We start from the raw sequence: 25,124 nt of genomic DNA on the forward strand, positions 1-25,124 counted from the left end.
AAGGTGGCAGGAAATAGGGGGTCTTTCTTCGCATGTCTCGCTCAAAACGTCTCACCGATGCGCAACGCATGGAGATCGTGCGCGAAGCCGCCAACCGCGTGCCTACGTCCGTACTTGCACAGCGGTTCGGGGTGACAACACGGGCGGTGCAATACACGGTGAAGAGTGACGCAGAGCGCCAGCACGATACGGCGGTTCCGGTCTTGGCGGTGAGTGTGAAAGTGACCTCTGATGAGATGGCAGCGTTCGATGCGGTGCTGGCGTCAGCGGAGATCGAGACACGCTCGGAAGGGCTGCGCCGATTGATGCAAGCGGCAGGTGGCACCTTCGTTGCGGACGCCCAATTGGCGGCTGAGATGGCGCGCTATCGCGCTTCTTTGAATGACGTTGGAAACGGTGTCGCTCAAATCGCCAAGCAGATGCAAAAGGCCAATCGGGCGGGGCAGGGATCTGGCGCAGAATTCTCAGAATTGCGGCTTGCACAGATGCGCGGGTTGGCGCGGTTCATTCTCGACAGTGCAGATGAGATTGACCTGCTTGTGCGCCGCCGTCGGGACGCGATGCAACTGGAAGCGACAGCCGCGTTGAGGGAGTTTGCCCATGCGGCTGAATGATGCTGTAGACGCCGTCACGGGCGAGGTGTTTCGGGACGGGTGGAGCCGTATTCGTGGCTCAATGCAGGGCCTTTACGCGTCCAAGCAAAAGCAGATGGTGCGCGCCGCCGCAGGACACCGTGCGGCGGTGTTCAAAGCGATCCGGAGTGGTGGGACACACAACAAATCCCAGCTCGCAAATCAGCTTGAATACCTTACGACGAAGTCCACCCATATCGTCGACAGCAGCGGGTTTCTGGATGGCAAATCCAAGCTTGATCGTGGCGAGATCAAGGACCTGACCGAGCGCTTTGCCAAGCGGTGGGATGGCGGGTTTAAACCCAAGCTTGGCCAGACCACACACCTGCTGATGTCCTTCCCGATTGGCACGCGCGGAGAGGATGTACGCGACATCGCCACGGATGTGGCCGAGCGGTTCTTCCAAACCGAAGAAGGCCACTTCGACTATATCATTGCTGTACATGAGGACCGCGACCACCCGCATGCGCATCTGGTGTTGAACCGCCGTTCGCAAGAGGGTGAGTTCTTCTATTTGGCGCGCAATCATCGGTTCAACTACGACGACTTCCGGTTGGCGATGGTTGAAGAGGCTGAGACCTATGGCGTTCGGTTGGAAGCCACGCGGCGGGTGGATCGCGGCGAGGTGCATTACCCGGCCAAGACCCGCGAGGTCTATGCGGCTAAGGAAGAGGGCAGGACTCCCGTGGAGCGCGAACGGGTGGGTAAAGACCTGACCCGCACGCTTGCCGAGATCGCAAACACCAAAATCATGTTCCACTCGCTGGCTGCCGAGGCGTCCTCTGAGAACCGCGAAGACATTGCTGTGGTCCTGTTCCGTGCGGGCGAGGTACTGGCGAATGGTGGTCACGTTGAAACCGCAGGAGGCATTTACATGGCCGAAGACGAGTCTTTTGAGGATCTGCGCAGCCGTTACGCGGAAAAGGTCACAAACATCACAGATCTGATCGCTGCAAAACCGGATGCAGAGCGGCCCGCGCTGGAGAAGTCTCTCAACGCCATTCAAGCGCGGGTGCAGCATATGCAGCCGCTTGGGTTACGGTCCAACTCCCTCTCGGAGGTGCCATCAGAAGGTGGGGTCTATTCTGTAGCCAACATTCAGCAAAGCCAGCTGGAGCGCCTTGCTGAACCACGGGTGCGCGCCCGCGTCGATGCAGCACTACGCGGAACTGGGATCAGTACATCCGAGGTTGTGGCCCGCATGGAGACAGGGGCGCAAAACGCGGCTCTGGAACATCAATGGATTGCGGATGATTTGTCCAAGGTGGCCGAGGCGAAGGATTTGAACCTTGAGCGCCGCGCGGATTTGGAACAGGCGCGGGATATCCTCAATGATGTACATGTTCAGCTGGGGACCATGTTGGAACGGGAAGGTGTGCTGCGCCGTGACGGGGTCATTGAAGACGCCCGCGAGGTGCAGGCGCATGTCACAGAAAGTCAGATCGAAACCGCTGCGAATGCCGTGCGCGTCGAGACTGAGATTGAAGCTCAGAGTGAGGACCTTGATGAGGCTGTTATCGAAAGTCTCGCCGTAGAGCGTTTGGAGGACGAACAGCGGGACTATCTGCGCGACCATCCAGAGCTAATTGCGCGCCCGACTGATGTGATCCGGATGAGCGAGGAGGGAAGGGCGGTGATCGTAGATCAGGCCGCAGCAGACCGGATTATCATTGAAGTTGAGGCGGCGCGTTTGGGCGCGCACAGCAGCACGCCAATCTCCGTTTCCGTCGCGCGCGATCTGCAGACGCGATATCCTGATATGCCCGAACAGCTGGCGGAGGGTCTCGGCGACACTTATGCGCGCGTTTATGAAGCGCGTGGCGCGGAACGTGAAATACGCGTTGCTGAGCGCGAGACAGTCCAGAATGAGACGCCCGAACTGTCCCGTATTCTCGCCCATGAGCGGGCAGGGGAGCTGTCTTCGCCCTTTGAGACCGACCAAGAACGTGAGGCCTTCCGCACCGAGGTGGCGCGGGTTTTGGACGCGGCGCAGCTTGATCGCCTGAAGGAGGGTGATAGCGACGCTTTGGAAAATGTCATCGAAGACCGTCTTGATCGGCTCTATGCCGCAAAGGTCTATTTGCAATCGGATGCGGCAACGGCAAACTCGGATGGGTTGCGACAGGTTGTGGACGAGTTGGCAGACGTTGAAGTCGAGAGACACCGCACAGTGGACGTGGACGGCGAGACGGAGCGGGGCCAGATCCATTGAGCGGCTCCATGGGCAAGGCGTGGATAGCCATCGGGGTGGTTCTGGTCACTTTGGTGGCAGCTGCCATGGGCTACACCGTTGCTTCGGCTGTGCTGACCTTCAAAATCCTTGGGTTCAGCGCCGATATCGACTTTGGATATATCGCGCAGAGCTACCTTTGGATCAGAGATAGACGGCCAGATGATTTCCAACTGATTAACCTGATCATCGGCGGTGCTGCCGTCGCCGGGCTGATGATGAGCCTTGCCATGTCCGGCTCGGCCCTCACACGCTTCGGCCAGACCCATTGGCAAAAGTGCTCCGAGATGAAGGCCAACGGGTTCTTTGGCAAACCCGGCACCGGGTTTATCCTCGGCAAACTTGGCAGCCCGAAATCCCGCGCCCGCTACATCACCTCGAAGGTCTTTCCCCATGCGCTGATCGTGGCCCCAACGGGGCGCGGTAAAACCAGCGGCTTTGTGATTCCGAACCTGCTGACTTGGCAGGGGTCTGCCGTCACGTTGGATGTAAAGGGTGAGTGTTTTGAAGCGACGGCGCGTCACCGTGCGGCCCAAGGTGACAAGGTCTACCGCTTTGCGCCCACGGACTGGGAAGGCAAGCGGACTCATCGCTACAATCCGCTTTTGCGCATCTATGAGTTGGAAGACCCCGCGCGTCAGCAGATGGAATTGCAGCTGCTGGCAACGTTGTTTCTGCAAAGTGACAATGATCGCGTTCAGGGTCTTCTGAAAGGCGGGATTGATCTCTTCGTGGCCGCTGGCTTGCTGGCCTTCCAGCGCAAGAAGCCCAACTTGGGCGAAATCTACCGGATCGCGGCCTCGGGGGGCAACAAGCAGAAAGAATATGTGGCGCGGGGTCATGAGATCGACAACAAAGCTGCGAAGCTGATCTTTACGCGGCTGGCCTCCACCAACAACGACACGTTGACCTCCTATGTCTCGCTTCTGATGACCTCAGGTCTGGATCAATGGCAGAACCCCGCGATTGACGAGGCGACGCAAGTTTCCGATTTTGATTTTCGTACGATCCGCAAAAAGCCCTTCACGGTCTATCTGGTCGTGCAGCCTCTGATGGTGAAGCCGCTTGCGCCATTGATCCGATTGTTTTTCTCCGACCTTCTCTCGGCGATGCAAGAGAAGGAACCGGGCAAAGATGAGCCCTGGCCTGTGATGATCATGCTCGATGAGTTTAACCGCCTTGGCAAAATGCCCATTGTGGTCGAGAGCATTGAAACCCTGCGTACCTATCGCGGGCATCTGGCGGTGGTGACCCAAACTATCCCTGCCCTTGATGAAATCTATGGTGAGAACACCCGCCGTGCGCTGCAGGGCAACGCAGGTGTAAAGCTCTACCTTACCCCCTCAGATGAAAAGACCATTGAGGAGCTGAGCAAGGCCGTTGGCAAGACAACAAAGACGGTCATCACCCGGTCGCGGTCCATTGGCAAGAATCCGTTCGAGGGGCGCAGTCAGTCCACACGGACCGAAGAAACATCTCTATTGCCTGAAGATGAAGCGCGCCGGTTGCCGCTCGATGAAATTATCATGGTCGTGGATGCGCAAATGCCAGTGCGGGCGAAACGGATCCAGTATTTTGATGATCGGTTGTTTGCGGCAATCCATGGCGCGCAGAAAGGGGAGTTGCCGTTTCCGGTGATGGGTGGAGGTGGGGCAGGGGGATCAGGCTCTGAATCGGGAGGCTCAGGGCAGAATGCTGACCAAGACGGAATAGGCGCGAAATCTCATAAGCAAGATGAGCGCTCAAGCGGTCCGCAGGAGGTAGGCGCTGCTAAATCAGTCTCTCGCGCCAAGAAACGGTCGGGGGCAGTTCAGGTCGTTGTTGAAGAAGGGCAACGACAACAAGAAATGAACTTTGCAGATCAAGGTGAAATGCAACTTGAGGAACGCAACGATGGCGACCGAGATCGTCTTGACCTGGCAGTGGATGATCTGGGAGGGCTGGAAGACCAGCTGAAGCAGGGGTAGGGGGTTTCGAGTTGACGCGAAAACGGTGAGTTGGACGCGGCTCTGGACCAATTTTCATGAGATGTGCCGCCCCCATTCCAGCTTGCAGGCGAGGGGGCAGTGTCAGATTACATCATCAGTGCCTTGTTCAGCTTTGCGGCTTTGCCCTCATATTGAGTAACATCCACCCCTTGCTGAGACAGTGCCTCAGCAAGTTCAGCTTCGCTCAGCGCTTCGATCGCATGTTCTGTCATTTTCATGAAGTTGATCTTGCGCTTGTACGGCGGGTTCGTTGCCCCCAAAAAGCTACGGTTCTCAAATGCAAACTCGTCGGCGTATTTACGCATGAAGAACGACAGAAACGTATTGATGCTCGTCCGAATGCGCGGGTCATCTGCCATCAGATGCATTGAGGCATCCAAGGTCTCCAGCATGAGTTTGGACCAAAGCTCCGCCCCCTTGTCGTTCATCAGCTGCATTGCGTTGTGCGTATGATGAAAGTTCAGCCGGAACTCAGCACCATGGTAATACGGCCCGCCACCCATCACGTCGATCCACATCGATGCTTGTGTGTTGATGTGGTGGTTGATGCCTCCGACGCGCTCGAAAACAGATCTGAACCATTCGTCTTGTTCAAACACACGTTGATAGAAGTTCTGGACGATCGCGACGATAGGGTCCTGACCAAGCACAGAGTACAATTGCCAAAACTGGATCGGTTTTGACACATCACTTGGGGCCGTCAGTGACAGAATGTCAGCCATGCGATGCGCTTGTGCGGGCAATAGGTCCTTGGCCATCGAAGCCTGAATGTAATCCCGCTGGATTTTTTCGGTCATATAGCCGGGTTTTGTCGGGAACCTGGGAAGGTCAACATGTTCCATAATGTGCTTTCGTGGGATATTTCGCCCTCTATGATGTTGGATTGAATTTCACCGAGGCTTGGCTTGGTGGCGGACCGATAACGTATGAAGGGAACGCAGGACATTCAACCCTCGTGGCATTTGACGGGGCAATAGGTGCAAACAGGCGATCCTCCCTCGGAGAAGTGTTTTACGAAGTGTCCTAAGGAAACGTGCTGCGAGTTCTTACGCTGGCCAATCTGGGATCGAAAAATTTAAAGGATCAAGTCTTCCGGTGATGCAGACATTCGCTGCACGACGCACGAACTGACACAACGCGGGAATTGGTATTGTCCGCACGAATGGCCGCTTACGTGAGGCATGGGCAGCGAACAACTGTCAGCCTTTGACGACATAATTTGCGAGTTTTCCCAGCGTTTGCGCGCCAAATTCAACAGCACCAAACCCAATAACAATGGCGCGACGTTCTGGCGTCGGATGCATCTGACGTAAGGTGACAACAGTTTTGCCGTTATCCTGCTCATCGAAAGTAACTAGGAGCCTGAAGCAGTCAGGATCATTGTCAGTGTCCGCGCCATGGTTGGCTTCTATCAACACCGGTGCTTCGATGCGTAGAAACTCCATTCGATTGGAGAAACGGGTTCCGTCCGGCGCGACCATATCAAATCGCCATAGGCCGCCCGTGCAAATGTTGATCCCATGCGTCTCGATACGGAATCCATCAGGTCCAAACCACTGCACAATATGTGCCGGATCAGTCCATGCTTGGAAAACAGTTTCGCGATCAGCATCAATGACACGTGCTATGGCGATTTTGCGGCTCAAAGGCAACGATGCCCAGCCCGAAGTCTCTTGCTTGTTGTGTTCAGTCATTGAATTTCACTTTCTTCACTTTCTATCCGCCCTAACTATCCAAGCGTTTTTGCATACTTTTCCAGTTGAGTTGCCACAGTGCCCCATCCATCAAAGAACCCCATCTCTTCATGAGTTTTGCGGTCGTCAGATGTGCGGTGTCGCGCAGTTGCGGTGTAGGTGGTGCCGCCATTTCCATCGTCTTCAAACTCAATAATAGCAGTCATGAATGGATCGGCGGCGGGCTTCCAACCTTCACTGTAGGTATCGGTGAACACCAGACGCCTGCCTTTCTCAACTTCAAGATAAACGCCGTCATTTGCCATCTGTTTGCCGGCAACATTCATGAGGGTATTGAAGCGGCCACCGACACGCAGGTCGATCTCACATTCGTCAATAGAATGCGGTCTGGGAACGAAAAAATTTCTGATGTGCTTTGGTGTGGTCCAACACTCCCACACCAGAGAAACGGGCGCATTGATTATGCGGGTGAAGGTCAGATCGGTTTTGGGATCGAGGTTCATTTTTTGCGCTCTTTCATCAATTTAGTGACGTAATCATCTAGGCGGTCGAGCCGCGCATCCCAGATCGCGCTTTGCTCGCTCAGCCAGTCTTTGGCAGGCGCAAATGCATCAGGGGCAAGTTCGCAGGTCCGTGTTCGGCCTTGTTTTTTCGATGTGACGAGGCCAGCTGTTTCCAGTTTCTTCAAGTGTTCCATGAAGGACGGCAGTGCCATGTCATGCGGTTCGGCCAATTCGCTAACGCTCGCCTCACCGCGCGCGAGGCGCTCCAAAATCAAGCGCCGCGTCGGGTCACCGAGAGCGGAAAAGTACTGGTCGAGGCTGGGTTCATACTTAGACATATCCCTAAGTAATATCACGCAAGGGCGGATGTCAATAAAACTTAGGAAATATCCTAACTGATTATGTGCGGCCAATAGGACCAGTCTTTCGCTGCGGGTGTGCCAATGGAGGTTCTTGAATGATGCGGCCCTCTAAACTACCCACTCAAATGTATAGCCTGCTGCCAACGAGCCCAGAACAGCCAAGGCGAGATACAACAAAAAGGGTTTTAGCTTAAGAACCGGCGCAATGGCCATCGCCCCCCAGATGCTGACCACGCCTCCCGAGACCAGAAAGGCCATGGCTGCCCCCTCGGACATGCCGTTGTCGATCAGTCCGCGCGCCAACGGGAGCGCGGCATAACCGTCGACATAGGCCGGAGCGCCAACAAATACTGCGGCGGGGATGGCCCACCATTGGTCTTCGCCAACATAGGCCGCAAGCGCCCCCGGGGTTAGGGCTGCGTTCAAGGAATATTCGGCGGCGAATGCAGGGATCAGGCAGATCAGGATGAGCCGCGCGGTCGCCCAGAATTGAGCGCCAAATGATCTGCGACGCGCCTCAGTCCTCCAAACACATGGATTGAAGGTCTGAGCCGCTCCACAACGCGCGGCGCTCAGTTGTCGCGCGAGGCCGTTGTCACGTAGCGCATTCAACGCCCAGGTCTTCTTCGCAAACAGTCCGGTGATCGCGCCACCAAACACACCCAATCCAAAGGCCGCAAGCGTCTTGCCGATTGCAAAGCTCAATCCAAGCGTTGCAGCCGTGGTCGCAAGCATTGCTGGGTCTGTGATCGGGGATGATAACCAAAACGCCATGATCGGCGCCAGCGGCACGCCCGCTGCCAATAATCCAGCCATCAATGGCAACACAGTAACACCGCAGACTGGTGTGACCGCGCCAATCAGCGATGCAACCAGCACCGTTCGCAACGTCCTTCCTTCGAATGCGCCAGCGACGTGTGAATCCGCGCCACTGGCGATGATCCATGCCGCAAGAACAATGCCCGGAATAACGATAGGCGCGACGGCAACCAGCCCCCACACGACGAACATGGCGGCATTTGCAGCGTGTACCGGCCATGCCAGAACAATGCCCGCCAATAGGAAAAGGCACAGGCCCCACACAATGGTTTTCTTGTTTGATTGTTGGCGGGTAACTGACTGTTCGGACATAGCAGACTCCTCTGACCTTGAAAAATAGCAACTAGTAAGGCATGTGTGAAACGAATAGTTTCAATTTCTAGTATTGGAAAAACGAATGGAATGTTTGGATAGCGACTTACTGCGCACTTTCGTCGCCGTAACTGAAGCAGGCAGCATGACAGAGGGTGCCGCGCGCATATACCGGTCCCAATCCGCTACCAGTCTTCAGATCAAGCGCCTTGAAGCTATCCTTGGTAAATCGGTTTTCGAACGACACGGGCGCGGTGTCATCATGAGCGACACGGGACGTCAGTTGCTCCCGGCTGCAAAAGACGTAATCGCTCGTCTCGACGAAGTGCTGCGCGATATTTCTCAAGAGGCTGTGGCGGGCAAGCTGCGCTTGGGTATTCCTGATGATCACGGGCGTGCAAAGCTCGCTGGGATCATCGCGGCTTTCACCCGTCACCATCCGAAGGTCGAGTTGGATGTGACCTGCGCTTTAAGCACCGGATTCCCAGATGCCTTGGACAAGGGATTGCTCGATCTTGCGGTCTATGAGGTGGAAAACCCGTCGCAACATGAAGAAGTGCTGTTCGAAGACCCAACGTGCTGGATGTCATCGGCGCATCGCGATTTCTCAGCCGATGACATCCTGCCAGTGGCCTTGTTCGATCATGCTTGTTGGTGGCGCGATGCGGCTATTGAGTCTCTTGAAGCACGAGGAAAACCATATCGCATGGCCTACTCTTGCCAGAGCGTCTCAGGGGTAATCGCAGCTGTTGAAGCAGGGATCGCTATCGGTCTGCTGGGCCGCACGTCATTGCACTCTGGTCTGTCGGTTGTGGGAAGGAATCTTGGCTTCGGAGATACGCCTGCCTCGAAGCTGGTGATGGGGGCAAGTGAGTCCCAGCAGGATGGACCACAGGTCGCGATGAAAGAGGCTATCCGTGTCGCGTTTTCGGTCAAGCTCTAGAAAACCGACCATTCGTGCGCGTTGCAGCATCTGGCAAATTGGGCTCTGACCGAGCCCACGGCAAAAAAATAGGAATGGCTCCTGTTCTAGAGTGAACGGCGCGCGATCTTGGAGGCGATGCCGAAAAAGAATTTGTTTCGAGCAGCTTAACATAGAATCCCGCGGTTTTGGCAGACGGCAGATCTCAGATTGCTAGAGCATCGCCGATTGCTGCATTGGCATTGGGCGGCTCCGAGCCCAACATTACCGATGTTGCACGCTGCACGAATGTCGGCACTGGTGAGCGTCAACTTGATCATATTAGGGAAGCATGATATTAGTGACAACTAATATATGTGCGTTAGGAGTATGATTATGGATTTCAAAAGACCGATTGGTGCTCACATTCGCGAGGTCGGCAAAGGTGAGCGTGACGGTCGCCCCACGCACGTGGTTCGCGCCTCACGCTCCTATCGGACCAGTCAGGCCGACTTATGGACTGCAATCACCGAGAAACAGCGGATAGAACACTGGTTCGGTAATGTCTCCGGCGACTTCAAACCCGGTGGACGGTTTTCCATCGAGGGCAACGCAGACGGCGACATAATCTCCTGCGATCCGCCGCATACCTTGGCCCTCACTTGGGAGTTTGGCGGAAACAAGAGTTGGGTCACTGCGACGATCCAGGATGTGGAGGACGGCGCGCTGTTGACGCTTGAACACGAACTTCCGACTGACGAGGAAAGCGAAGCGCATTGGGAAAAATATGGTCCCGGCGCAACAGGTGTTGGCTGGGAAATGGCAATGCTGGGGCTGGACGGCCATGTGCAAACGAACGGCCAAAGTGTGATTGTGGCGGGTCAGGCATGGGCAGAAAAAGAAGACGGCAAGAGCAGGTTGCGTTTCTGGGCGGAGGCATGGGGGAAGGCCCATGCTGAAGATAGCACACCCATGAAGATCGCCATGGAAACTGCCGCTCGTACCGCAAATTTCTACACCGGGGAAGAGTGATGCACGCTTTCGATGTTCTGTCGGACCCCGTACGAAGACGAACGTTGGAGCTGATAGCCCAGAAAGAGCACGCATCAGGTGAAATCGTCAACGTCATCGAAGCTGAATTTGGCATTTCGCAATCAGCAGTTTCACAGCATCTTCGCATCTTGCGCGACGCCGGATTTGCCCAGGTTCGCAGAGAGGGTGCAAGACGGTGCTATTCGATAGATCCAACAGGCTTCGAGGATGTGCAGGCATGGCTTGATCAGCTTCGTCGCTATTGGGACTCCAAGATGAAATCTCTGGCGACCGAAATTGAGCGAGGCAAGCGTTCAGGCACGATAACGTAACTGCTGGTCGGCTCAAAAGCTACCATTGGGAGCACTATGCGGGACGGAAGCAAAGTCCGCAGTCTGTGAATTCGACCGCTGATCTTCGCTGCGGCCTGCATGAATGACCGGTTCTTCCGCCGCACGGCGGTATCAGATTTTACGCTCACGCAGCATTTTTCGCGCTGCGAGCGCTCGCAGCAAGAATTTGACACTTCTGGTGTGGGTTCTTCGGTAGCATTCGCTGCATCATGCACGAACGGCTGGGTTCGCTAAACTGTATGGTCCAGACCCTTTACCAGAGCAGACCCTATTGCGCGATTTGTTGTTAGGTGCCGCAGCTGCTTGCCGGTCAGTCAGTCATAGCTAGCCTGTTCGTATGACATGAGAAGGTCATCGTGTTAAAAAACATCATGTAAGCAACACATCGAGGTAGCCGCGTCACCGGAAGGTGTTGTCTAAGCTCGCTTACTTTACAATGCCATGTTGAAACCATTTAGGCGTAACGCCGCAAACGTAAGACACGGCTATAACCAAAAACAGGGTCGTCGTAATTACGCCCAGCCACTGCGACCAACCCGCAATCCATATTGGTATTGCCACTGTTGGAACTCCGATGACAAAGCCACCAAGACGATCTATTACTCTACGATTGTTCATTGTGTGTCACCTTTTTGGACTCTGATTTTGCAAGGCGCTCACGTTCCATTTGCTTGCCCCACTGTTTCATTTCGTCCGCATCAGAAAACCCATGCGACATGGCCCATAGGTCGGCCCGCTCCTCAATTAAGATTTCCGCGTCTGGATCAGACATGCTCATCTTCTCCCCAATCTGCCAAGCCTCGCCAACTGAGCCAGCATTTGCGATCCAGTCCCGGTCGATGGATTGCCCCCTGTTGGTGTCACATTGGCCATTCCCGGCCGTTGTGGCATTTGCTGCGCACCAAAGAACTGGCGGGCTCTTAGTGCGGCATATTCAGCCCCACTTGCGCCACCAACCAGATAGCGATTGTAAGCTTGTTGATTTCCCATGGCCGCCCGCATGAATCCATAGCTTCCACTAAGGCCGCCCGACAGCGCAGGCATCATGATATTCCCCGATATCGCCCGCACGATGAATGGCGTTGCGACGATAAATCCTTTGGCCATCAGAACCATCATAAAAAACGGGATGAGTGCACCGATGTTTGTTGCCCCTTCGGGATCGCCAAGCTCCCCGATCAATGCGGAGGCAACTCCTGTGATCGTTGCAAATACGCCCGCCACGACAATTGGATAAATGGCAAAGGAGATCAGCGCGGAGAGCCAACGCGTAAAATAGTCTTTGGTGACGTCAAACAGCGTTAAAAAGATCATGATCGGTGCAATCCCGATAAGAAGTGCGATCATCAGACGCGACGCGACCAGTATGAAGGCAGCCAGCCCACCGAGAATTGACAGCATGAGCACGCCAACGATGTCTAGCATTGCGCCCGCCATCCAATTGAGTTCCGATCCTGCCGCATTGAGATACTCGCCAAGCTCGGCAATGAGTCGGTCAAATTCTTCGGCGAATGTGCCCGAAGGGCCGGGCACGCCGCCGCCCACGGATGCGACAAGTGCGCCTGCAATACTGTCGATCCCTGCAAGGATCGCCGACGACAGTGCATTGAACTGAACCCAATTGGTTGCAAATATCCCGATGAGCCCGATCTTTATTGCTAGCCAGAACGCCGTTCGCCCGTCCATCGCTTTGTACTGATAGATCATGTTCAGAAAGACGAAGATCACGACGACCGTTGTTCCAAGGACGAGCAGCGTCCCAACCGTTGCGGCTACCGATCCGAATTGCGTTTCGGCTGCGGTATCGAGATAGCCTTGGGAGGTTTCAACGAAGTAGGTGACGACGCTCATTTCAGGATCTCCCTACCAATTGCCTGCGGCTTCGCAGACCGCTTGGGCTTGAGGTCGCAGTTCATTTGCACGGCGGTTGTAGGTGTCTGAGGCTTGCAGCATTTCTGAACGGTCCGCATCGGCATGGTTTTCTCGGAAGGTGCCTTCGGCTGAATCCCAAGTTGGGAAGCGCGTGGCGCAATCGCAGGATCCCGTCTCAACGATCCGCCCCATGCTCTGTGCCCGATATATGTCCTGGACCAAGACACGCTGGTAGGCGTCGCGCAGCGTGATGTTTTCCATCCAATCGGGTTCGTTTGGGCGCTCAGAGCAGACATCCAGACTGCTATCGAGGCTGGGGATCAAATTGCGCTCCGCCAGCAAGGGCGGCGCACTCAGTCCTAAAACAATCGTCAGCCAAGTGAGACGGACAACCCGATGTTTCATCGCGTGTCTCCAACATCTGCGGCCTCAGAAGTTTCACGTTTCAGAAAGGCCGTGTGCCCGATATTGGCAAATTCGGACGAGCTGATTGAGACCACCTCCCACCCGATTTGGCCCTTCGCATTCAACGCGGCCTGCATCTCGATCAGACTGGTTTTACGATCCATCGGGAACGACAGGATCTCGTATTCAAAGGTCTTCATGCGGGTGCTCCAATCTGTTCCATGCCGGGGAGGTAGAATTCGGTGATGCCGCGCGCGCCGTTGTGACGCCCGGTTTGGATAATCACGTCGATGGAATTTTCGATGTATCGCACCATGTCCGCATAGGTCATCGGTATTTCCGTCTTGAGGGCGGCGATCGCCAATCGCTGTACCGCCAGTTGCGGGGTCTCGGCATGTAGCGTGGTCATTGATCCGCCGTGACCTGTGTTGATGGCTTCCAAGAAGGTCATGGCCTCTTTGCCGCGCACCTCGCCGAGAATGATCCGATCAGGCCGCATGCGCAGCGTCGCGGTGAGAAGAACGTCTGCGGTTTGGAATTCAGCATCGCGGTTTGCGATCAGCGTCACCACGTTTGGTTGAGCGGGGAGTAGCTCGGCAGCCTCCTCTATGGTGATGATCCGCTCCTCGTCGCCGACATGGGAGAGAATTTTGCGGGCTGCCACGGTTTTGCCTGTTGACGTACCACCCGAGACGATCATGTTGAGCCTATTCTCAACGCAAAAGGCCAGCGCATCGTCAATCACGCCGGCTGCCACGACCGCGCGTAATTGTTGGGTTTTCTCCTGTCGCAGCTCTTCGAGCTTGCGTTCTTTGCCAAACAGAAACGACAGCTCAATTTTATTGAGGGAAAGGCTTGAGAAGAACCGCAAGCTGATCGACATGGCCGACATTACGGCAGGCGGCGTGATGACTTGCGCGCGGATCGGGCGATCTTTGTAGGCAATCGAGACCGATACAATGGGCCTGTCCTTGCTCATGGTGGTGTTTGAGCTCGAGGCAATCTGGTTGCCTAAGTCTTTAACCTCAGTTTCCGTTAGCGATTGATCCAGAAGGCGCATGAAGTGATCGCCCTGGAATTCGCCCCAGCAGGTGCCGTCGGGGTTGATGCAAATCTCGATGACATCATCGCGGGACGCGGCGTCCAGCTTATCAAGCGAGGTTTGAAGATAACTCAGCGACATGGGATCAAAAGATCTCCAAATCACGGTCAACCATGACGGTGACGCGGGCACCTTGGTCGACGTAGATGACGGGACCGATGGAGAGGTAGTCGCTGATCACGCTGTCAGTCGCATCGGCCAGATCATCGCCCACATCTTCAAGAACGCCAGCGGCGGTTTCGTCTTCGACAGAGGCTGCCGCCGCACTCGGGGCCGCCGAGATGAGCGAAATCAGAGCTGCCGAGCCAAACCTTTCTGCAAAGCGCGTATCAACAAACCCGGTCACGCCGGAGCGTCCCAATTCGTCGCCGCCAAATGAACTGATCTGGATGGTTTGATTGTCCGGTAGGATGATCCGGTCCCAAGCGATGGTGACGCGCTGCTGTGCAATATCTAGCCCCGAGCGATAGCGACCAATGAGGCGCGATCCGCGCGGGATAAGTAGGCGCGATCCGTCAAAGCTGAAGACATCTTCGGAGACGACTGCACGGGTTTGGCCGGGTAAGGAGCTGTCGAGTGCCGTTTCCATGACAGCCTGAATCATCGTGCCTTGAATGATGGTGTTGGAAGGATTGGCGATCACCTGTGCTTGGGTGACGGCGGTCGGCAGCGCACCGTTCAGGACAAAGTCTGTGACGTCGCCGAATGTGCGCTCGGCAAGCGGTGTTTCATTCGCGCCCGACGTTCCGCCAAATGCAATCGTAGGGGATGCGATGCGGCGATCCTGAAACGCACGTTCTTCTGCCGCGCGGCGTTCAAGATCTGCCATGCGGCGTGCCTCCTCTTCGCGGCGCAACCGTTCTGCCTCTCGGGCAAGGAGGTCTTCTTCGGACGGTCCGATAGGAACTGGCGCAGGCACTGGCCGATTGGCCTCCAGTTGGGCCAGCTCCAAGTCCATACGGATTTGTTCCAGCTCGCGATCACGCGCCGCCAATTCGTCTTGAAACAGCTGTTGGGCTGCCTCCGATGCAGTTTGCAAGGCTGCGATCTGAGCTGTAAGCCCATCAATGGCGTCCGCAGCCGCGGTATCTTCCTCGACAACAGGTTCCGGCGCATTGCGCAATTCCTCGATCTGGGCCTGAAGGGCAGCCAGTTGCGCGAGAAGCTCCGCGTTAGGCTCGATAGGTGCAGCCGGGGCCACGACAATTTGGGTTTCCGGGGCAGGGGGCGGAGGTATGGCTTCGATCGCGCCAAAGCCGTCACCCTCATTTTGAAACACATCAGGTGTGGCTGTTGGCAGAGCCGTTTCCTCATCTGATCCGGAAACCATATAGAGAACGGCGCCACCTGCACCAACGAGTGCGACGACGATGACGGCCAGAAGGGGCGATCTTCTAGCCTTAGGTGAACCCCCGCGAATTCCGCCCTTTTCCAACGCGGCGAGGCGTTTTTCGAGCTCTGCGTCTCCCGTATCGCTCATGATGACGCCCCCGTGGGCGGTGTCGCCTGAATGCAAACCACATCATCACCGAGCCGCAACACCCACTGCGTGTTCACGCCTGAGACGCGGATCACCCCGTCCTCGATGGCCTGCGTGTTTACAGTGCGCTCGCGGCCACTGGAATACCGGAAGATGGCTGGCACCGGTGCGTTTCTGGGAAACTGGAAATACGTAAAAGTCCCATCATCCCAAACGCGTGTCGGGGTGAACTCGGACTGCGTGCTGGCCCCGTAATTATAGTTGGGGGCTTGCTGGGCAATTGCGCGGGTTGGTGTCGCGTCGTCATCAGGATAGCGGAACTGGACCACATAGAAGGTGGGGCTTTGAGTTTCTTGCACGTTGAAGTAGTAGCTGCGGCGATTGGTATAGACCGTCACATTGGTATGGACGCCGCGCGCGACGGGCTTGATCGCGAAGGCTTGCCCGCCGGGGACACCATCAATCTCAAAGCCTTCTGTGTCGCCGGCAATGATCGAACGGATGCTTTCCCCCTCACCAAATTCAATGGTGGTGACATGTGTTAGTGATACGTTCAGACGATAGACTTGAGCCTCTTGATAGGTCGCGACGCGCACACGGCTATCATTGGGTCCGCGCCTTGGAATAGCCTCCGCAAGAACGAAAGATGGCAGCAGGGCTACGAGGAGTGCAATTTGAAATACTCGATACAAGTTAGTTCTCCAATCTGTCGGAGCGGATGGAATATTCCACCACGGTGAAGCCAAAGGGATTGGACCAAACCTGATCGATGGACCGGCTGGCCTCAGGGCGGAACTCGAACAACAGCGTGGCGGTGAAGAGGCCGGTTTGAACGCCGTTGATAGAGTTGAGGCGCTTGCGCAGGCGGACTGTGGCACGATTGATGCCGATCCGGTTGATGCTCAGGACTTCGACATCCAACCGACCGCTCGTGCCATAAAGCGTGGGCGGGTAGTCCGCATTGGCGCTATTCCAGATTTGACGCAGCGAAGCTTCAGCTGCGCCGTCGGATCGCCGCAAAACACTGCGGACGCGCACGTCATTGTCGAGTTGGTTGTAGACTTCGCGATCACTGATGTATCGAAACACTTCCGCCTCTATAATGGCTTGGTTTTCCGTAACTGTGGTGGCTCCGACAGAGACCTCGGGAAGTGCAAAGCCGGTCGCAGGATCATAGGGCACGACGACGGGTGGTGGATCGACGTCGAGCAGGGCAACAGCCGCTGCACTCAGACAGCCCAAGATACCAAAGATCAGGCCCATAAGGCCGAGCCGTTGCCACGTCCGCTCACGGCGAAGGGCACCGTAGACGAGTTCTTCTTCAATGATTTCTTGTTCACTCGCCACGTATCACTCCTCGGTCTTGGCGTTTCGAAACAAGCTGAATCGGTTCTTCGCTGCCTCTCGCTTCGCTCGAACGCGAAAACCGATATTTGATATTGCTGGTCAATTTCGAAACGCCTTAATCAGCACTGAGATCGGGCAAGGTGAAATCCATGAACCGCTGCTCTTCGGCGATGGTGGCGGCATCGATCACACCACCGGTGCCGTCACCGACGGTTTGAATGGCTTCAAGCTGCCACATGGCAACAAGTGCAATCGCAAGTTCTGCGGTCACGCGCGTGTTGAGATCGACGCTTTCCTTCAACTCATCCATGTCGTCGATCAGACCCACCAGCCGATCAACGCGCTCAAGTGATTGGCCTGCATCGCCATAGCTGTTTTGGGCTGCGGCTGAGACCAGCGCGCCAGTTGTGGCTTGGGTCGCAATCCGGTTGGCACTCGCGTTCCCGCTACTGGCCATTTCCGAGAGCGTATCGTCGTCAAATCCAAGGTCGGCCAGAACGCGGTCCATCTGGGTTTCGATTTCGCCTGCGCCCGACCCGGACAGGCCAGAGAAATCCCCGCTCTTGATGGCTTCGATGGTCGCGATGATATCGCCAAACTCTTGGTCCAAAAGACCGTTGAGCTCATCCTCCATCTGCGTGCGGATGATTTCTGGCAGTTCGGCGAGACGGGTCAGGGCCTCATAGGTGCGTTGCAACTCAGCGAGTTGATCCGTGAGAGTGGCGAGTTGTTCGCGCAGTTGCACCAGCTGCTCGTTCTGCAGGATTTCGTCTTCGATCATCTGCCGGAGTTGCTGGATGTTCTGGGCGATATTCTGGTTGTCGACGACGGGAACGCCTTGCGCGAGGGCAGGGGCAGGTAACGTTGCGTGAACTCCGAGGGCAAGCGTGCCAACCAAAGCAGTCCTCAAAAGCAATTTGGATCTAAGCATTAGTCCAGCTCCTCGATTGTAAAGTTCATAAAGTTGCCTTCGGCCATGCGGGCGGAGGCTTGGGCCAATTCAACCGCGCTCAAGGCCCTTGTTCTTGCCGCTTGCAGGCGAATGCGCGCGGCCACGAGGCGCACGAGTTCAGCGCGGGCGTAGGTATTAAGTGCCATGCTTTCCTGCACATCCTCCGTCTCGGAAATCCGCTCGACGATGTCACGGATCCGCAGGGCGGCCTGTCTGATCGCAGTAGGAGAGTTGTTTCCGTAGAAGGCAGCGCCATGCCCCGTGATCGAGAGATTGGCATTGGCCAGAAGGGATGGATCGATTGTTCCCAAGGCTTCGATGCCACCGATCCGGCTCAGATAGAGATTATAGCGTTCTGGGATGACGGTGACGTAGTGCTGGGTTTCTCGGAATGGGGGCACACCGCTGTACTCAAATACACGGCCCGGCCCTGCATTGTAGGCGGCAAGCGCGTTGATGATGTTGCCGTCAAATGTGTTGAGCTGCGTGGCCAGATATCGCGCGCCGCCATGTACCTGCAAATATGGACTGTCATAGTAGGCAGGGTTGATCCCAAGATCGCTGGCGGTGCCCGGCATGATCTGGGTGAGGCCGAATGCGCCCACAGGAGAACGTGCGCCAATCGTGAAGCGGCTTTCCTGCCAGATCAGGGCTTGAAGAAGGGCGCGCCATTGGACCACAGATAGCCCGGCGCGCCCGACACCCGCAAAACCACTGGTCTCTTGGGCGACGCGGATAATGAGTTGTTCGATATTCTGGGCCGCATCACCAAACATCTGCGTGCCACCGGGATTAGGATCAATTTCTCCCGAGCCATAAACGGCTTCCACCGAGCGTGCAGGATCACCACTGCCAGATTCTAAACCGGACACCATCGCGGGCAGGCCTTGACCTCCAAAGCTTGATTGGGTGTCGAGGATACGCGCCAGCGTTTCCAATTGGTCGCGCTCGATCTCCGAGATGAGTTCCTGCACAGTAAGTTTGTCGGCTTGGGTCGCCAGATCGACGTCTCGATCGCCCGTCTCTACGATGTCGCGTACTGTCAGCCCACTATCATTGGTCGGCACACCTTGAGCATGCGCGATGCTGACTGCTGTTGAGAGCAAGAACAGAAGGGCAAAACTAGACTTCAACGTCATCCTCCGACCCGTTGATCGGGGTAAAGGTGCAGTCTGGCTCGACTGGTGCGACGGCGGCCAAGAATGTGAAGCAGTTCGCTTGGGGCTCTTGGTATTGTGCGCAGGATGCGAGCACACCAAGTGCGCAGATCAGGATCAGTGATTTCGTCATGTCAATCTCCAGAAATCAGGGCGGTCGCGGTAGTTAGCACCGACAAGGGCTTCGCCCTTTTCCATGCCGCCAAGGATCGTGAGGTTGGGGCCGAGCGCGCTGAGATCAGCGTCGACAACGATTGATCCTTGATCGTCGCGAATGAGCGCCAAGCGCGAATTGCTGCCTGTGTTCAGCAACACGTCGAGTTCTTTCTCGAAGAGGTTCAGCATCGCGTAGTCAGACGCATGGGCGCGGATGTTGGGCAGCAAGATTTGTGTCGGGACCGCCTCGACAATGGTTTTGCCGGTGCGTGTGCGTTCCAACTGGCTCGCATATTGCGTCATCATCACAGCAACGGTATTTTGCTTGCGCGCCGTCACCAGCCAATTTGAAAGGCGTTCGGCAAAGTAAGCGTTGTCGAGGGCCTTCCAGGCTTCATCGATGATGATGATCGTAGGGCGGCGGTCTTCGATTTCACGTTCAACGCGGCGGAACAGGTAGCTGAGCACGGCCATCCGTTCTTTCTCGGACTCAGAGTCTAGGATGCCCGTCAGGTCAAACCCGACCACATCGCCTTCGAGAGAAAACGTGTCTTCTAGCGACTGGCCAAATATCCAGCCATAGCGACCATCACTGGTCCACTCGAGCAGGCGCTGGTGCAAATCACCGCCATCATCGGTGGAGACAAAGAGCGAGGCAAAGTCTTTCCAGTTACGCAACGCTGGATCAGTGGCGTTCGCGTTCTGGCGTACGACCTCTTGGATACGGTTGGTTTGAACGGGCGTTAGCGGCTTGTCCGCGCGATAGAGCAGGGTGGCCAGCCAGTCTGAGAGCCAAGCCGTGCCGCGATCGTCCACTTCGGTCCAAAGCGGATTGAGGCCGGTGGCTTGTCCAGCCTTCAATGCCGCATAACTTCCCCCGTTGGCGCGGACCGCCATCTCCATACCTAAACGGTAATCAAAGACGAAGATCCGCGCGCCCGCCCTGCGGGCTTGGGTCATGAGGAAGGCGGAAAGGACGGATTTTCCAGATCCAGGCCGTCCCATGATCAAGGTGTGTCCGCTCGTCGGCTCTTTGTCTGGGCTGCCTTGCTCGTGATAAGAAAACCGATAGGCACTTTGCTCGGGTGTGGGGAGCATGGTGATGACTTTGCCCCAAGGCACGTCACCCGCCTCTTTGCCGAGCTGCGTGCGGTGGAACGCGGCGAAATCCGCAAAGTTGCGATTGGTGATGGCACTGGCGCGAACGCGCTTGGGCTGGTTGCCGGGGTGCTGGCTGAGGTAATGCGCTTTCGCCGCAACCCGCTCGCCGATCATCTTCACGCCTTCAGCAGCGGCAGCGTTGACGATTTCGGCGCTCAAGGTCTGCAGCTCATCCAGCGTGTCGCAGAAGATGGTTACGACCATGTGGTGCTCGCCAAAGCTCTGACGTTTGGCTTCGAGATCATCGGCAGCGATGTCGAGCGCTTCCATCAGTGAAAGGGCAGCATCCTGCGAGGCCTGCATCTGCCGTTTCTGGCGCTTGATCCGTCCGGCCATGAGGTTGGAATTGATCGGTGTGAACGAATGGGTGACGATCATGTCGACTGGCAGATTGAGCATGTCGAACATCGTGCAAGACGTGGCCTCAGAATATTCGCCGATGGTGAAGCTTTTGCCGTAGCGGTGGCCGACAACGCCTTCTGATAGCTCAAAATGATCCTCAAGGAATGTCACGCGGGTGTTGGCCACGTTGAACGACAGGAAACCGTAGGTGCTCGCCGGATAGAGTGGCAATTCTTGGCCCGTATTGAGCGCCCCGAGGAAACCAACCAGCTCGCCAGACTTCGCAGACAGTATTCGCGGTTTGAGATCGGCCAGCCCCGAGGCAAAGACATTCACGGCCTCGCTGAGGCGGCGCAGGCGCTTTTGGGTCGCTTCCTTAAGTCGTTCCGGTGCGCTGCGATTGAGAAACGGCAGAAAGCTCTTGGACGGCGGACGGTGAATGACCGTGAGTGTCAGTGTTTTGTCGCGCAGTCCGCTGGTCGCCAGCTTCTCACGCCACTGGCGATCCACTTCGCCAGCAAAAGTCTCGGCCCGTACTGGTTCAAGCTCCGGCGCAATCGCCTTAGACACCTTATGCAAATAATAGCTAAATTCTGGACCCAGCTGGGCGACAATACGGGCAAAGAGGGAGGTGACCTTATCGAGATAGGCATCATCAGTTGTGTAACTGTTGACCCCGTCTAAGCGGATGCATTGGAACAATTCATTCACCCGCGTGCGCACCGTTTGGTCATCGACCAAACTGACATAGGGCAGCATATGCGCGAGGCGCGTTTCCCTCGCGTACCAGTCTGGCGTCAAAGTGCGGGTATCGAGGGTTTCGTCGCCGGTTTCATCACGGGGCATAGCTGTCCCCGCCATGAACTTGCCGGTTTCGTGTCGGTGGGGTTTCTTGCAGGGCCGTCATCATCACGTCGATGAAGCGCGGATCCCAATCTGCCGCCTTCCAAAGGATGGGATACAGCACGATCGCAACCCCAAGGATCACGATGTGCTGGACCCAGACGAACAGCAGTACCGAGCCAAAGAGCCAGACCATCGCATACATGATGGGCAGGCCCAAAAGCTTGGGTGGGCGCACGAGGCCTAGGAAGAGAGGCGAGCGCTCAGCCACCGGCGAAGACCGCAGCAACAATCGTGGGGGCAGCCGCAACACCGGCGATGCCTACGAGCACCCAGAGCGCTTGGCGCAGATCGATGATGTTGAAGAACCAGCTTAGAAAGACGCCTAAGACAGCCAGCGTGGCAATCACGACTCCAAGTGGGCCCGTCAGAGCATCGACGATGCCCTGTAGCAGACTTTGAATGGGGGAGAGATCGATGCTTTGCGCAAGCGCAGGGTCTGCAATCAGTAAGAACAGCGCCAATGATGCCGCGAAAAGGGATGTAAAATGTCTCATGGGTTTGTTCCTTCCAGTCGGGCGACCACCGCCATGACGCGGGCCACATGAATTTGGGTTTCTCGGTAAGGGGGTATTCCGCCATATTTGAGCACAGCGTCAGGACCGGCGTTGTAGGCTGCCAAGGCCAGCCGTGGATCGCCAAAGAGCTCAAGCATCGATGCAAGATAGCGCGCCGATCCGTCTAGGTTCTGTCGCCAGTTGTTGGGATCTACGCCAAGTGCGCGAGCGGTGTCCGGCATGAGTTGCCCGAGCCCAATGGCCCCGGCGTGGGAGACGGCGCGTGGATTATAAGCGCTCTCGATCTCGATATTGGCGCGATAAAGGTTCAGCCAATCCGTGACGGTAATGTCGGCGGCACGCAGTCCGCGGTGGCTGGCATAGCGCAGCCCGACCTCTTGGATAGCAGCAAGAATGTCAGGGCGGGGCACAGGCGCACGTTTTGCAAGTGCAGCGATACGTACCTCTTCGACCGGGTCAGATTCCGCAGTTTCGCCGAGGATACGCAAACTATCAGATGCGAAGCCTTGGCCGATCCCGTCATTATAGTTGCGCGAAAAGGCCTGTTGGGATTGCGACGGCGAGAGCGAGCCATCGCTCTCCATCACCAGCACCATCTGTGCCGATGCAGGTAACGTCAGAAAGCAGAGAAGAAGGGCGCTAAGCCCGGCTGGCCGTAATCTCTTCGCTTGAGAGTTTATGGACCGTGCGCTTGCCTTCGAGAAGCGGAATGTCCGCGTGCGAGAAGCCGACCCCTTGCAAGAAGGAGAGGACGCCGGTGACGGTCTTAATCTCGCGGATCTTGATGTCGTTGCGTGAGGTGCGGGTGCGCGCCGTAACGAGAAGCTTTTCGACGCCCTCATCACTGACGGCGCGCATGATCCAGGCCCCATGCCAGTTGGGGCCTTTCTTGTAGGCGTCTTCCTTGCAGACGACTTCCACACGGTAGCCGCTCGCGACAAGATCGCGGAATCTCGGTTCAGTGACCACATTTGGTGCTTCGTTACTTAGGTCTATCACCCGGCTTACGCTTTCTGTTCAAAGGCGCAGGTCCGGACTTCGTTACTTGAAGTCCAGACATACGATGCTATATTATCGACCGCAAGTATATATTTACGTTTTTGCGGCTGTATGACGGTTCCACAAAAGTTAGGCATGTCTGATGAATTCAATCAAGGTAACAAGGGGTTTCAGCACCCTGAGGTTGAACCGCGCCATCGGCGCACAGGCTATAATTTTGAGTGTTGTTTTGGCACGAAGTGCTGCTGCTGAGTCCTGTTATCCGCCGGCGCGCCCCTTCGTTCCGAACGATCCGCAGGCTGCGCGCGAATACTCTGATCTCATACGTGGCGACTTTGAACTCTACATCCGCGACGTACAAAGCTACTTTCGCTGTCTCGACGAAGAACGTGCACGCGCCTTTGAGGAGGCACACGAAGTGAGCCAAGAATACGGGCGGTTTTTGCAGACTGTCGGGGACTGATTGCCGGCGACCATGTCTGAGAATGCATGCAGGCTCAGAGACAGGTTCGTCAACGGCATCCCAATGTTCTAAGCTCAAACCCATGTAAACTCTCAAATATCTACTTTTTAGATAATCTAACAAGTAGATTAGCCCAGTCACAAGGGGTTTGTGACACGTGGCAAAGACAATCAGGAGTTCAGGACATGAGGCGCTCCGCGATGCATTGATCGCGGCAAGGAAAGATGCTGACCTGACGCAGGCCGAGCTTGCCGGACGGCTCAAATGCCATCAGTCATTCGTCGCACGTGTCGAAAGTGGCGAGCGCAGAATTGACGTTGTTGAATTGGTTGTACTGTCGCGGGCCTTAGAGGTCGACGCGGCTGTTCTATTGGCTGTCGCTGAGGGCGCAACGGACCTCGATCACAAAATCTGAACTGCCATTAGAAATTATGGATGTGCGCGCGGAGTGCGCATAACAATTAGTCTTGGCATCAGTCGACAGACCCAATTGATCGAATGGTTCTACTGATTCGGCTTGGGTACCCATTGCAAAGGTATAGTATCGTTGACTGCAATATTGATGGGCCGAACGGCAAACGCGCGGTGATTTAGCATAAGGGCTCTCCGAAAGCGTTGAAACGAAACCTGCGGTCTGGATTACAAAGCTATCGTTGTCTGACTCAATAATTGACCTGCTCAAACCCGTAATTGCCTTCATAGTCCTGCCAATCGACGAAGACGGATCGGTGGTGTATGCTGGGACAGTTTTGGCCCCAGCTCTCGAGGCCGACGTGTGCCGCGGGCAGGGCGGTTAGTGCGGATCTCGCCCAGGAGAAATCACCTTGCGTTCCATAGGTTCCAAGAACGACCGTCGCGCTCCGATTGCAGTCACCATCACGTCCGGATTCGTGCTGGCGTGCGTAACGCACATCATAAACGCGGATTGAGCGTACGAAGTTGAATTCTGGGCCGCTGATGTCGATGTCGGCCAGGTCTTGGACCAAGCGCGGGGCGAGGCCATTTGGCAGCTCTCCGGCCTGGGGGCTTATTGTACGAAAAACAGCGGCCGTAAGCAGATCGGTGGGCTCAGTCGGACTCTCCGGATAACTCTGGGGCAGGGGGCCTGCGTCGTCGAACAGGATGTCGTAAGCGCGCAAGGTTGAATTAGTATTCTGGTCCAGATGGTAGGAAGCGCCCATGGGGCAGCGCCAAATCTGTAGCGGCGGTTCAACAGGCCAAGGCGTGATCCGCCGTATGAATTCAGCACGGGCTCGCGCGCAGGGCACCGAGGCAGGCCAGCCGCCGGAAAGGCAGAGCAGGATTGCGCAATCAATTTGGTAGGTTTGGGCCGCGGCCCTGTTTGGTGTTCCCGTCAAAGACAGTGTTGCGACGGTCGCAGCAAATGCGAGACGAGCGAGGAAATTGGACTTCATTTGGCACCCAACAGTCTGCGTGATTC

At 56.2% G+C, this 25,124-nt stretch carries 30 protein-coding genes; 8 read left to right on the plus strand and 22 right to left on the minus strand.

Features of this window, described 5'->3' with window-relative positions; genetic code table 11:
• The first annotated feature begins 32 nt into the window (after positions 1-32).
• Genes AADJ11_RS18625 through AADJ11_RS18635 form a run of 3 tightly spaced genes read left to right on the plus strand, consistent with a single transcriptional unit; the run spans position 33 to position 4,829 of the window.
• The gene (locus AADJ11_RS18625) at positions 33-614 is read left to right on the plus strand and encodes a transposase (protein WP_341235913.1); all 582 of its coding nucleotides are present in this window, start codon (positions 33-35) and stop codon (positions 612-614) included.
• Positions 601-2,844, plus strand: a complete 2,244-nt coding sequence (locus tag AADJ11_RS18630) for a relaxase/mobilization nuclease domain-containing protein (protein ID WP_341235914.1) — start codon at positions 601-603, stop codon at positions 2,842-2,844. Before AADJ11_RS18625 ends, AADJ11_RS18630 begins: the two co-directional genes overlap by 14 nt.
• Before the next feature lie 8 nt (positions 2,845-2,852).
• Positions 2,853-4,829: a type IV secretory system conjugative DNA transfer family protein gene (locus AADJ11_RS18635; RefSeq protein WP_341236001.1), complete on the plus strand. Its 1,977-nt coding sequence runs from the start codon at positions 2,853-2,855 to the stop codon at positions 4,827-4,829.
• 107 nt (positions 4,830-4,936) lie between these two features.
• Here the strand turns inward: AADJ11_RS18635 and AADJ11_RS18640 are convergent, their stop codons facing one another.
• From AADJ11_RS18640 to AADJ11_RS18660, 5 genes are all read right to left on the minus strand, one after another.
• Positions 4,937-5,692 (minus strand): hypothetical protein, encoded by a 756-nt coding sequence (locus tag AADJ11_RS18640; protein WP_341235915.1) that lies wholly within the window; start codon positions 5,690-5,692, stop codon positions 4,937-4,939.
• A gap of 357 nt (positions 5,693-6,049) precedes the next feature.
• Positions 6,050-6,544, minus strand: coding sequence for an SRPBCC family protein (locus AADJ11_RS18645; RefSeq protein ID WP_341235916.1), 495 nt, complete (start codon positions 6,542-6,544; stop codon positions 6,050-6,052).
• 35 nt (positions 6,545-6,579) lie between these two features.
• Positions 6,580-7,047: an SRPBCC family protein gene (locus AADJ11_RS18650; RefSeq protein ID WP_341235917.1), complete on the minus strand. Its 468-nt coding sequence runs from the start codon at positions 7,045-7,047 to the stop codon at positions 6,580-6,582.
• A complete protein-coding gene (locus AADJ11_RS18655; protein WP_341235918.1) occupies positions 7,044-7,385 on the minus strand; it encodes a metalloregulator ArsR/SmtB family transcription factor in 342 nt (113 codons plus the stop codon). The genes AADJ11_RS18650 and AADJ11_RS18655 overlap by 4 nt, the downstream gene beginning before the upstream one ends.
• 132 nt (positions 7,386-7,517) lie before the next feature.
• Positions 7,518-8,540 carry a permease gene (locus AADJ11_RS18660; RefSeq protein ID WP_341235919.1) on the minus strand — a complete coding sequence of 341 codons (1,023 nt, stop codon included), beginning with the start codon at positions 8,538-8,540 and terminating at the stop codon, positions 7,518-7,520.
• Positions 8,541-8,625: 85 nt separating this feature from the next.
• On the opposite strand from AADJ11_RS18660, the gene AADJ11_RS18665 reads away from it, so the two are divergent.
• From AADJ11_RS18665 to AADJ11_RS18675, 3 genes are all read left to right on the plus strand, one after another.
• Complete coding sequence (locus AADJ11_RS18665) at positions 8,626-9,483, plus strand: LysR substrate-binding domain-containing protein (RefSeq protein ID WP_341235920.1); 858 nt, start codon at positions 8,626-8,628, stop codon at positions 9,481-9,483.
• Between the two features lie 354 nt (positions 9,484-9,837).
• Entirely contained in the window at positions 9,838-10,473 is a 636-nt protein-coding gene (locus AADJ11_RS18670) for an SRPBCC family protein (RefSeq protein WP_341235921.1), read from the plus strand.
• Entirely contained in the window at positions 10,473-10,805 is a 333-nt protein-coding gene (locus AADJ11_RS18675) for a metalloregulator ArsR/SmtB family transcription factor (protein ID WP_341235922.1), read from the plus strand. The genes AADJ11_RS18670 and AADJ11_RS18675 overlap by 1 nt, the downstream gene beginning before the upstream one ends.
• Positions 10,806-11,430: 625 nt before the next feature.
• Here AADJ11_RS18675 and AADJ11_RS18680 read toward each other — a convergent pair.
• The 16 genes from AADJ11_RS18680 to AADJ11_RS18755 all read right to left on the minus strand — a co-directional run bounded on the left by AADJ11_RS18680 (position 11,431) and on the right by AADJ11_RS18755 (position 23,217).
• Positions 11,431-11,598, minus strand: coding sequence for a hypothetical protein (locus AADJ11_RS18680; protein WP_341235923.1), 168 nt, complete (start codon positions 11,596-11,598; stop codon positions 11,431-11,433).
• A 2-nt stretch (positions 11,599-11,600) separates the two neighbouring features.
• Positions 11,601-12,677, minus strand: a complete 1,077-nt coding sequence (locus tag AADJ11_RS18685) for a type IV secretion system protein (protein ID WP_341235924.1) — start codon at positions 12,675-12,677, stop codon at positions 11,601-11,603.
• A gap of 12 nt (positions 12,678-12,689) precedes the next feature.
• Complete coding sequence (locus AADJ11_RS18690) at positions 12,690-13,103, minus strand: hypothetical protein (protein ID WP_341235925.1); 414 nt, start codon at positions 13,101-13,103, stop codon at positions 12,690-12,692.
• Positions 13,100-13,303, minus strand: a complete 204-nt coding sequence (locus AADJ11_RS18695; protein WP_341235926.1) for a hypothetical protein — start codon at positions 13,301-13,303, stop codon at positions 13,100-13,102. Before AADJ11_RS18695 ends, AADJ11_RS18690 begins: the two co-directional genes overlap by 4 nt.
• A complete protein-coding gene (locus AADJ11_RS18700; protein ID WP_341235927.1) occupies positions 13,300-14,286 on the minus strand; it encodes an ATPase, T2SS/T4P/T4SS family in 987 nt (328 codons plus the stop codon). The genes AADJ11_RS18695 and AADJ11_RS18700 overlap by 4 nt, the downstream gene beginning before the upstream one ends.
• Before the next feature lie 4 nt (positions 14,287-14,290).
• Positions 14,291-15,685 (minus strand): TrbI/VirB10 family protein, encoded by a 1,395-nt coding sequence (locus AADJ11_RS18705; protein ID WP_341235928.1) that lies wholly within the window; start codon positions 15,683-15,685, stop codon positions 14,291-14,293.
• Positions 15,682-16,377 carry a TrbG/VirB9 family P-type conjugative transfer protein gene (locus AADJ11_RS18710; protein WP_341235929.1) on the minus strand — a complete coding sequence of 232 codons (696 nt, stop codon included), beginning with the start codon at positions 16,375-16,377 and terminating at the stop codon, positions 15,682-15,684. The genes AADJ11_RS18705 and AADJ11_RS18710 overlap by 4 nt, the downstream gene beginning before the upstream one ends.
• 1 nt (position 16,378) lies before the next feature.
• Positions 16,379-17,032, minus strand: a complete 654-nt coding sequence (locus AADJ11_RS18715; protein ID WP_341235930.1) for a type IV secretion system protein — start codon at positions 17,030-17,032, stop codon at positions 16,379-16,381.
• Positions 17,033-17,147: 115 nt separating this feature from the next.
• Positions 17,148-17,963, minus strand: coding sequence for a type IV secretion system protein (locus AADJ11_RS18720; protein WP_341235931.1), 816 nt, complete (start codon positions 17,961-17,963; stop codon positions 17,148-17,150).
• Entirely contained in the window at positions 17,963-19,051 is a 1,089-nt protein-coding gene (locus AADJ11_RS18725) for a lytic transglycosylase domain-containing protein (RefSeq protein WP_341236002.1), read from the minus strand. Before AADJ11_RS18725 ends, AADJ11_RS18720 begins: the two co-directional genes overlap by 1 nt.
• Before the next feature lie 55 nt (positions 19,052-19,106).
• A complete protein-coding gene (locus AADJ11_RS18730; protein WP_341235932.1) occupies positions 19,107-19,274 on the minus strand; it encodes a hypothetical protein in 168 nt (55 codons plus the stop codon).
• Positions 19,271-21,646, minus strand: coding sequence for a type IV secretion system protein B4 (locus AADJ11_RS18735; protein WP_341235933.1), 2,376 nt, complete (start codon positions 21,644-21,646; stop codon positions 19,271-19,273). Before AADJ11_RS18735 ends, AADJ11_RS18730 begins: the two co-directional genes overlap by 4 nt.
• Positions 21,636-21,914 carry a VirB3 family type IV secretion system protein gene (locus tag AADJ11_RS18740; protein ID WP_341235934.1) on the minus strand — a complete coding sequence of 93 codons (279 nt, stop codon included), beginning with the start codon at positions 21,912-21,914 and terminating at the stop codon, positions 21,636-21,638. Before AADJ11_RS18740 ends, AADJ11_RS18735 begins: the two co-directional genes overlap by 11 nt.
• Positions 21,907-22,200 (minus strand): TrbC/VirB2 family protein, encoded by a 294-nt coding sequence (locus AADJ11_RS18745; protein ID WP_072632276.1) that lies wholly within the window; start codon positions 22,198-22,200, stop codon positions 21,907-21,909. Before AADJ11_RS18745 ends, AADJ11_RS18740 begins: the two co-directional genes overlap by 8 nt.
• Positions 22,197-22,817 (minus strand): lytic transglycosylase domain-containing protein, encoded by a 621-nt coding sequence (locus AADJ11_RS18750; protein ID WP_341235935.1) that lies wholly within the window; start codon positions 22,815-22,817, stop codon positions 22,197-22,199. The genes AADJ11_RS18745 and AADJ11_RS18750 overlap by 4 nt, the downstream gene beginning before the upstream one ends.
• A 43-nt stretch (positions 22,818-22,860) precedes the next feature.
• Positions 22,861-23,217, minus strand: coding sequence for a hypothetical protein (locus tag AADJ11_RS18755; protein WP_284375923.1), 357 nt, complete (start codon positions 23,215-23,217; stop codon positions 22,861-22,863).
• A 145-nt stretch (positions 23,218-23,362) separates the two neighbouring features.
• Here AADJ11_RS18755 and AADJ11_RS18760 point away from each other — a divergent pair, with 145 nt between their 5' ends.
• Both AADJ11_RS18760 and AADJ11_RS18765 read left to right on the plus strand, forming a co-directional pair.
• The gene (locus AADJ11_RS18760; protein WP_341235936.1) at positions 23,363-23,683 is read left to right on the plus strand and encodes a hypothetical protein; all 321 of its coding nucleotides are present in this window, start codon (positions 23,363-23,365) and stop codon (positions 23,681-23,683) included.
• A gap of 157 nt (positions 23,684-23,840) precedes the next feature.
• Positions 23,841-24,098, plus strand: coding sequence for a helix-turn-helix transcriptional regulator (locus AADJ11_RS18765; RefSeq protein ID WP_341235937.1), 258 nt, complete (start codon positions 23,841-23,843; stop codon positions 24,096-24,098).
• Positions 24,099-24,345: 247 nt separating this feature from the next.
• Here the strand turns inward: AADJ11_RS18765 and AADJ11_RS18770 are convergent, their stop codons facing one another.
• Complete coding sequence (locus AADJ11_RS18770) at positions 24,346-24,864, minus strand: hypothetical protein (RefSeq protein WP_341235938.1); 519 nt, start codon at positions 24,862-24,864, stop codon at positions 24,346-24,348.
• Between the last annotated feature and the right edge of the window lie 260 nt (positions 24,865-25,124).

This window comes from uncultured Sulfitobacter sp. (assembly GCF_964021855.1).
Lineage (GTDB): Bacteria > Pseudomonadota > Alphaproteobacteria > Rhodobacterales > Rhodobacteraceae > Sulfitobacter.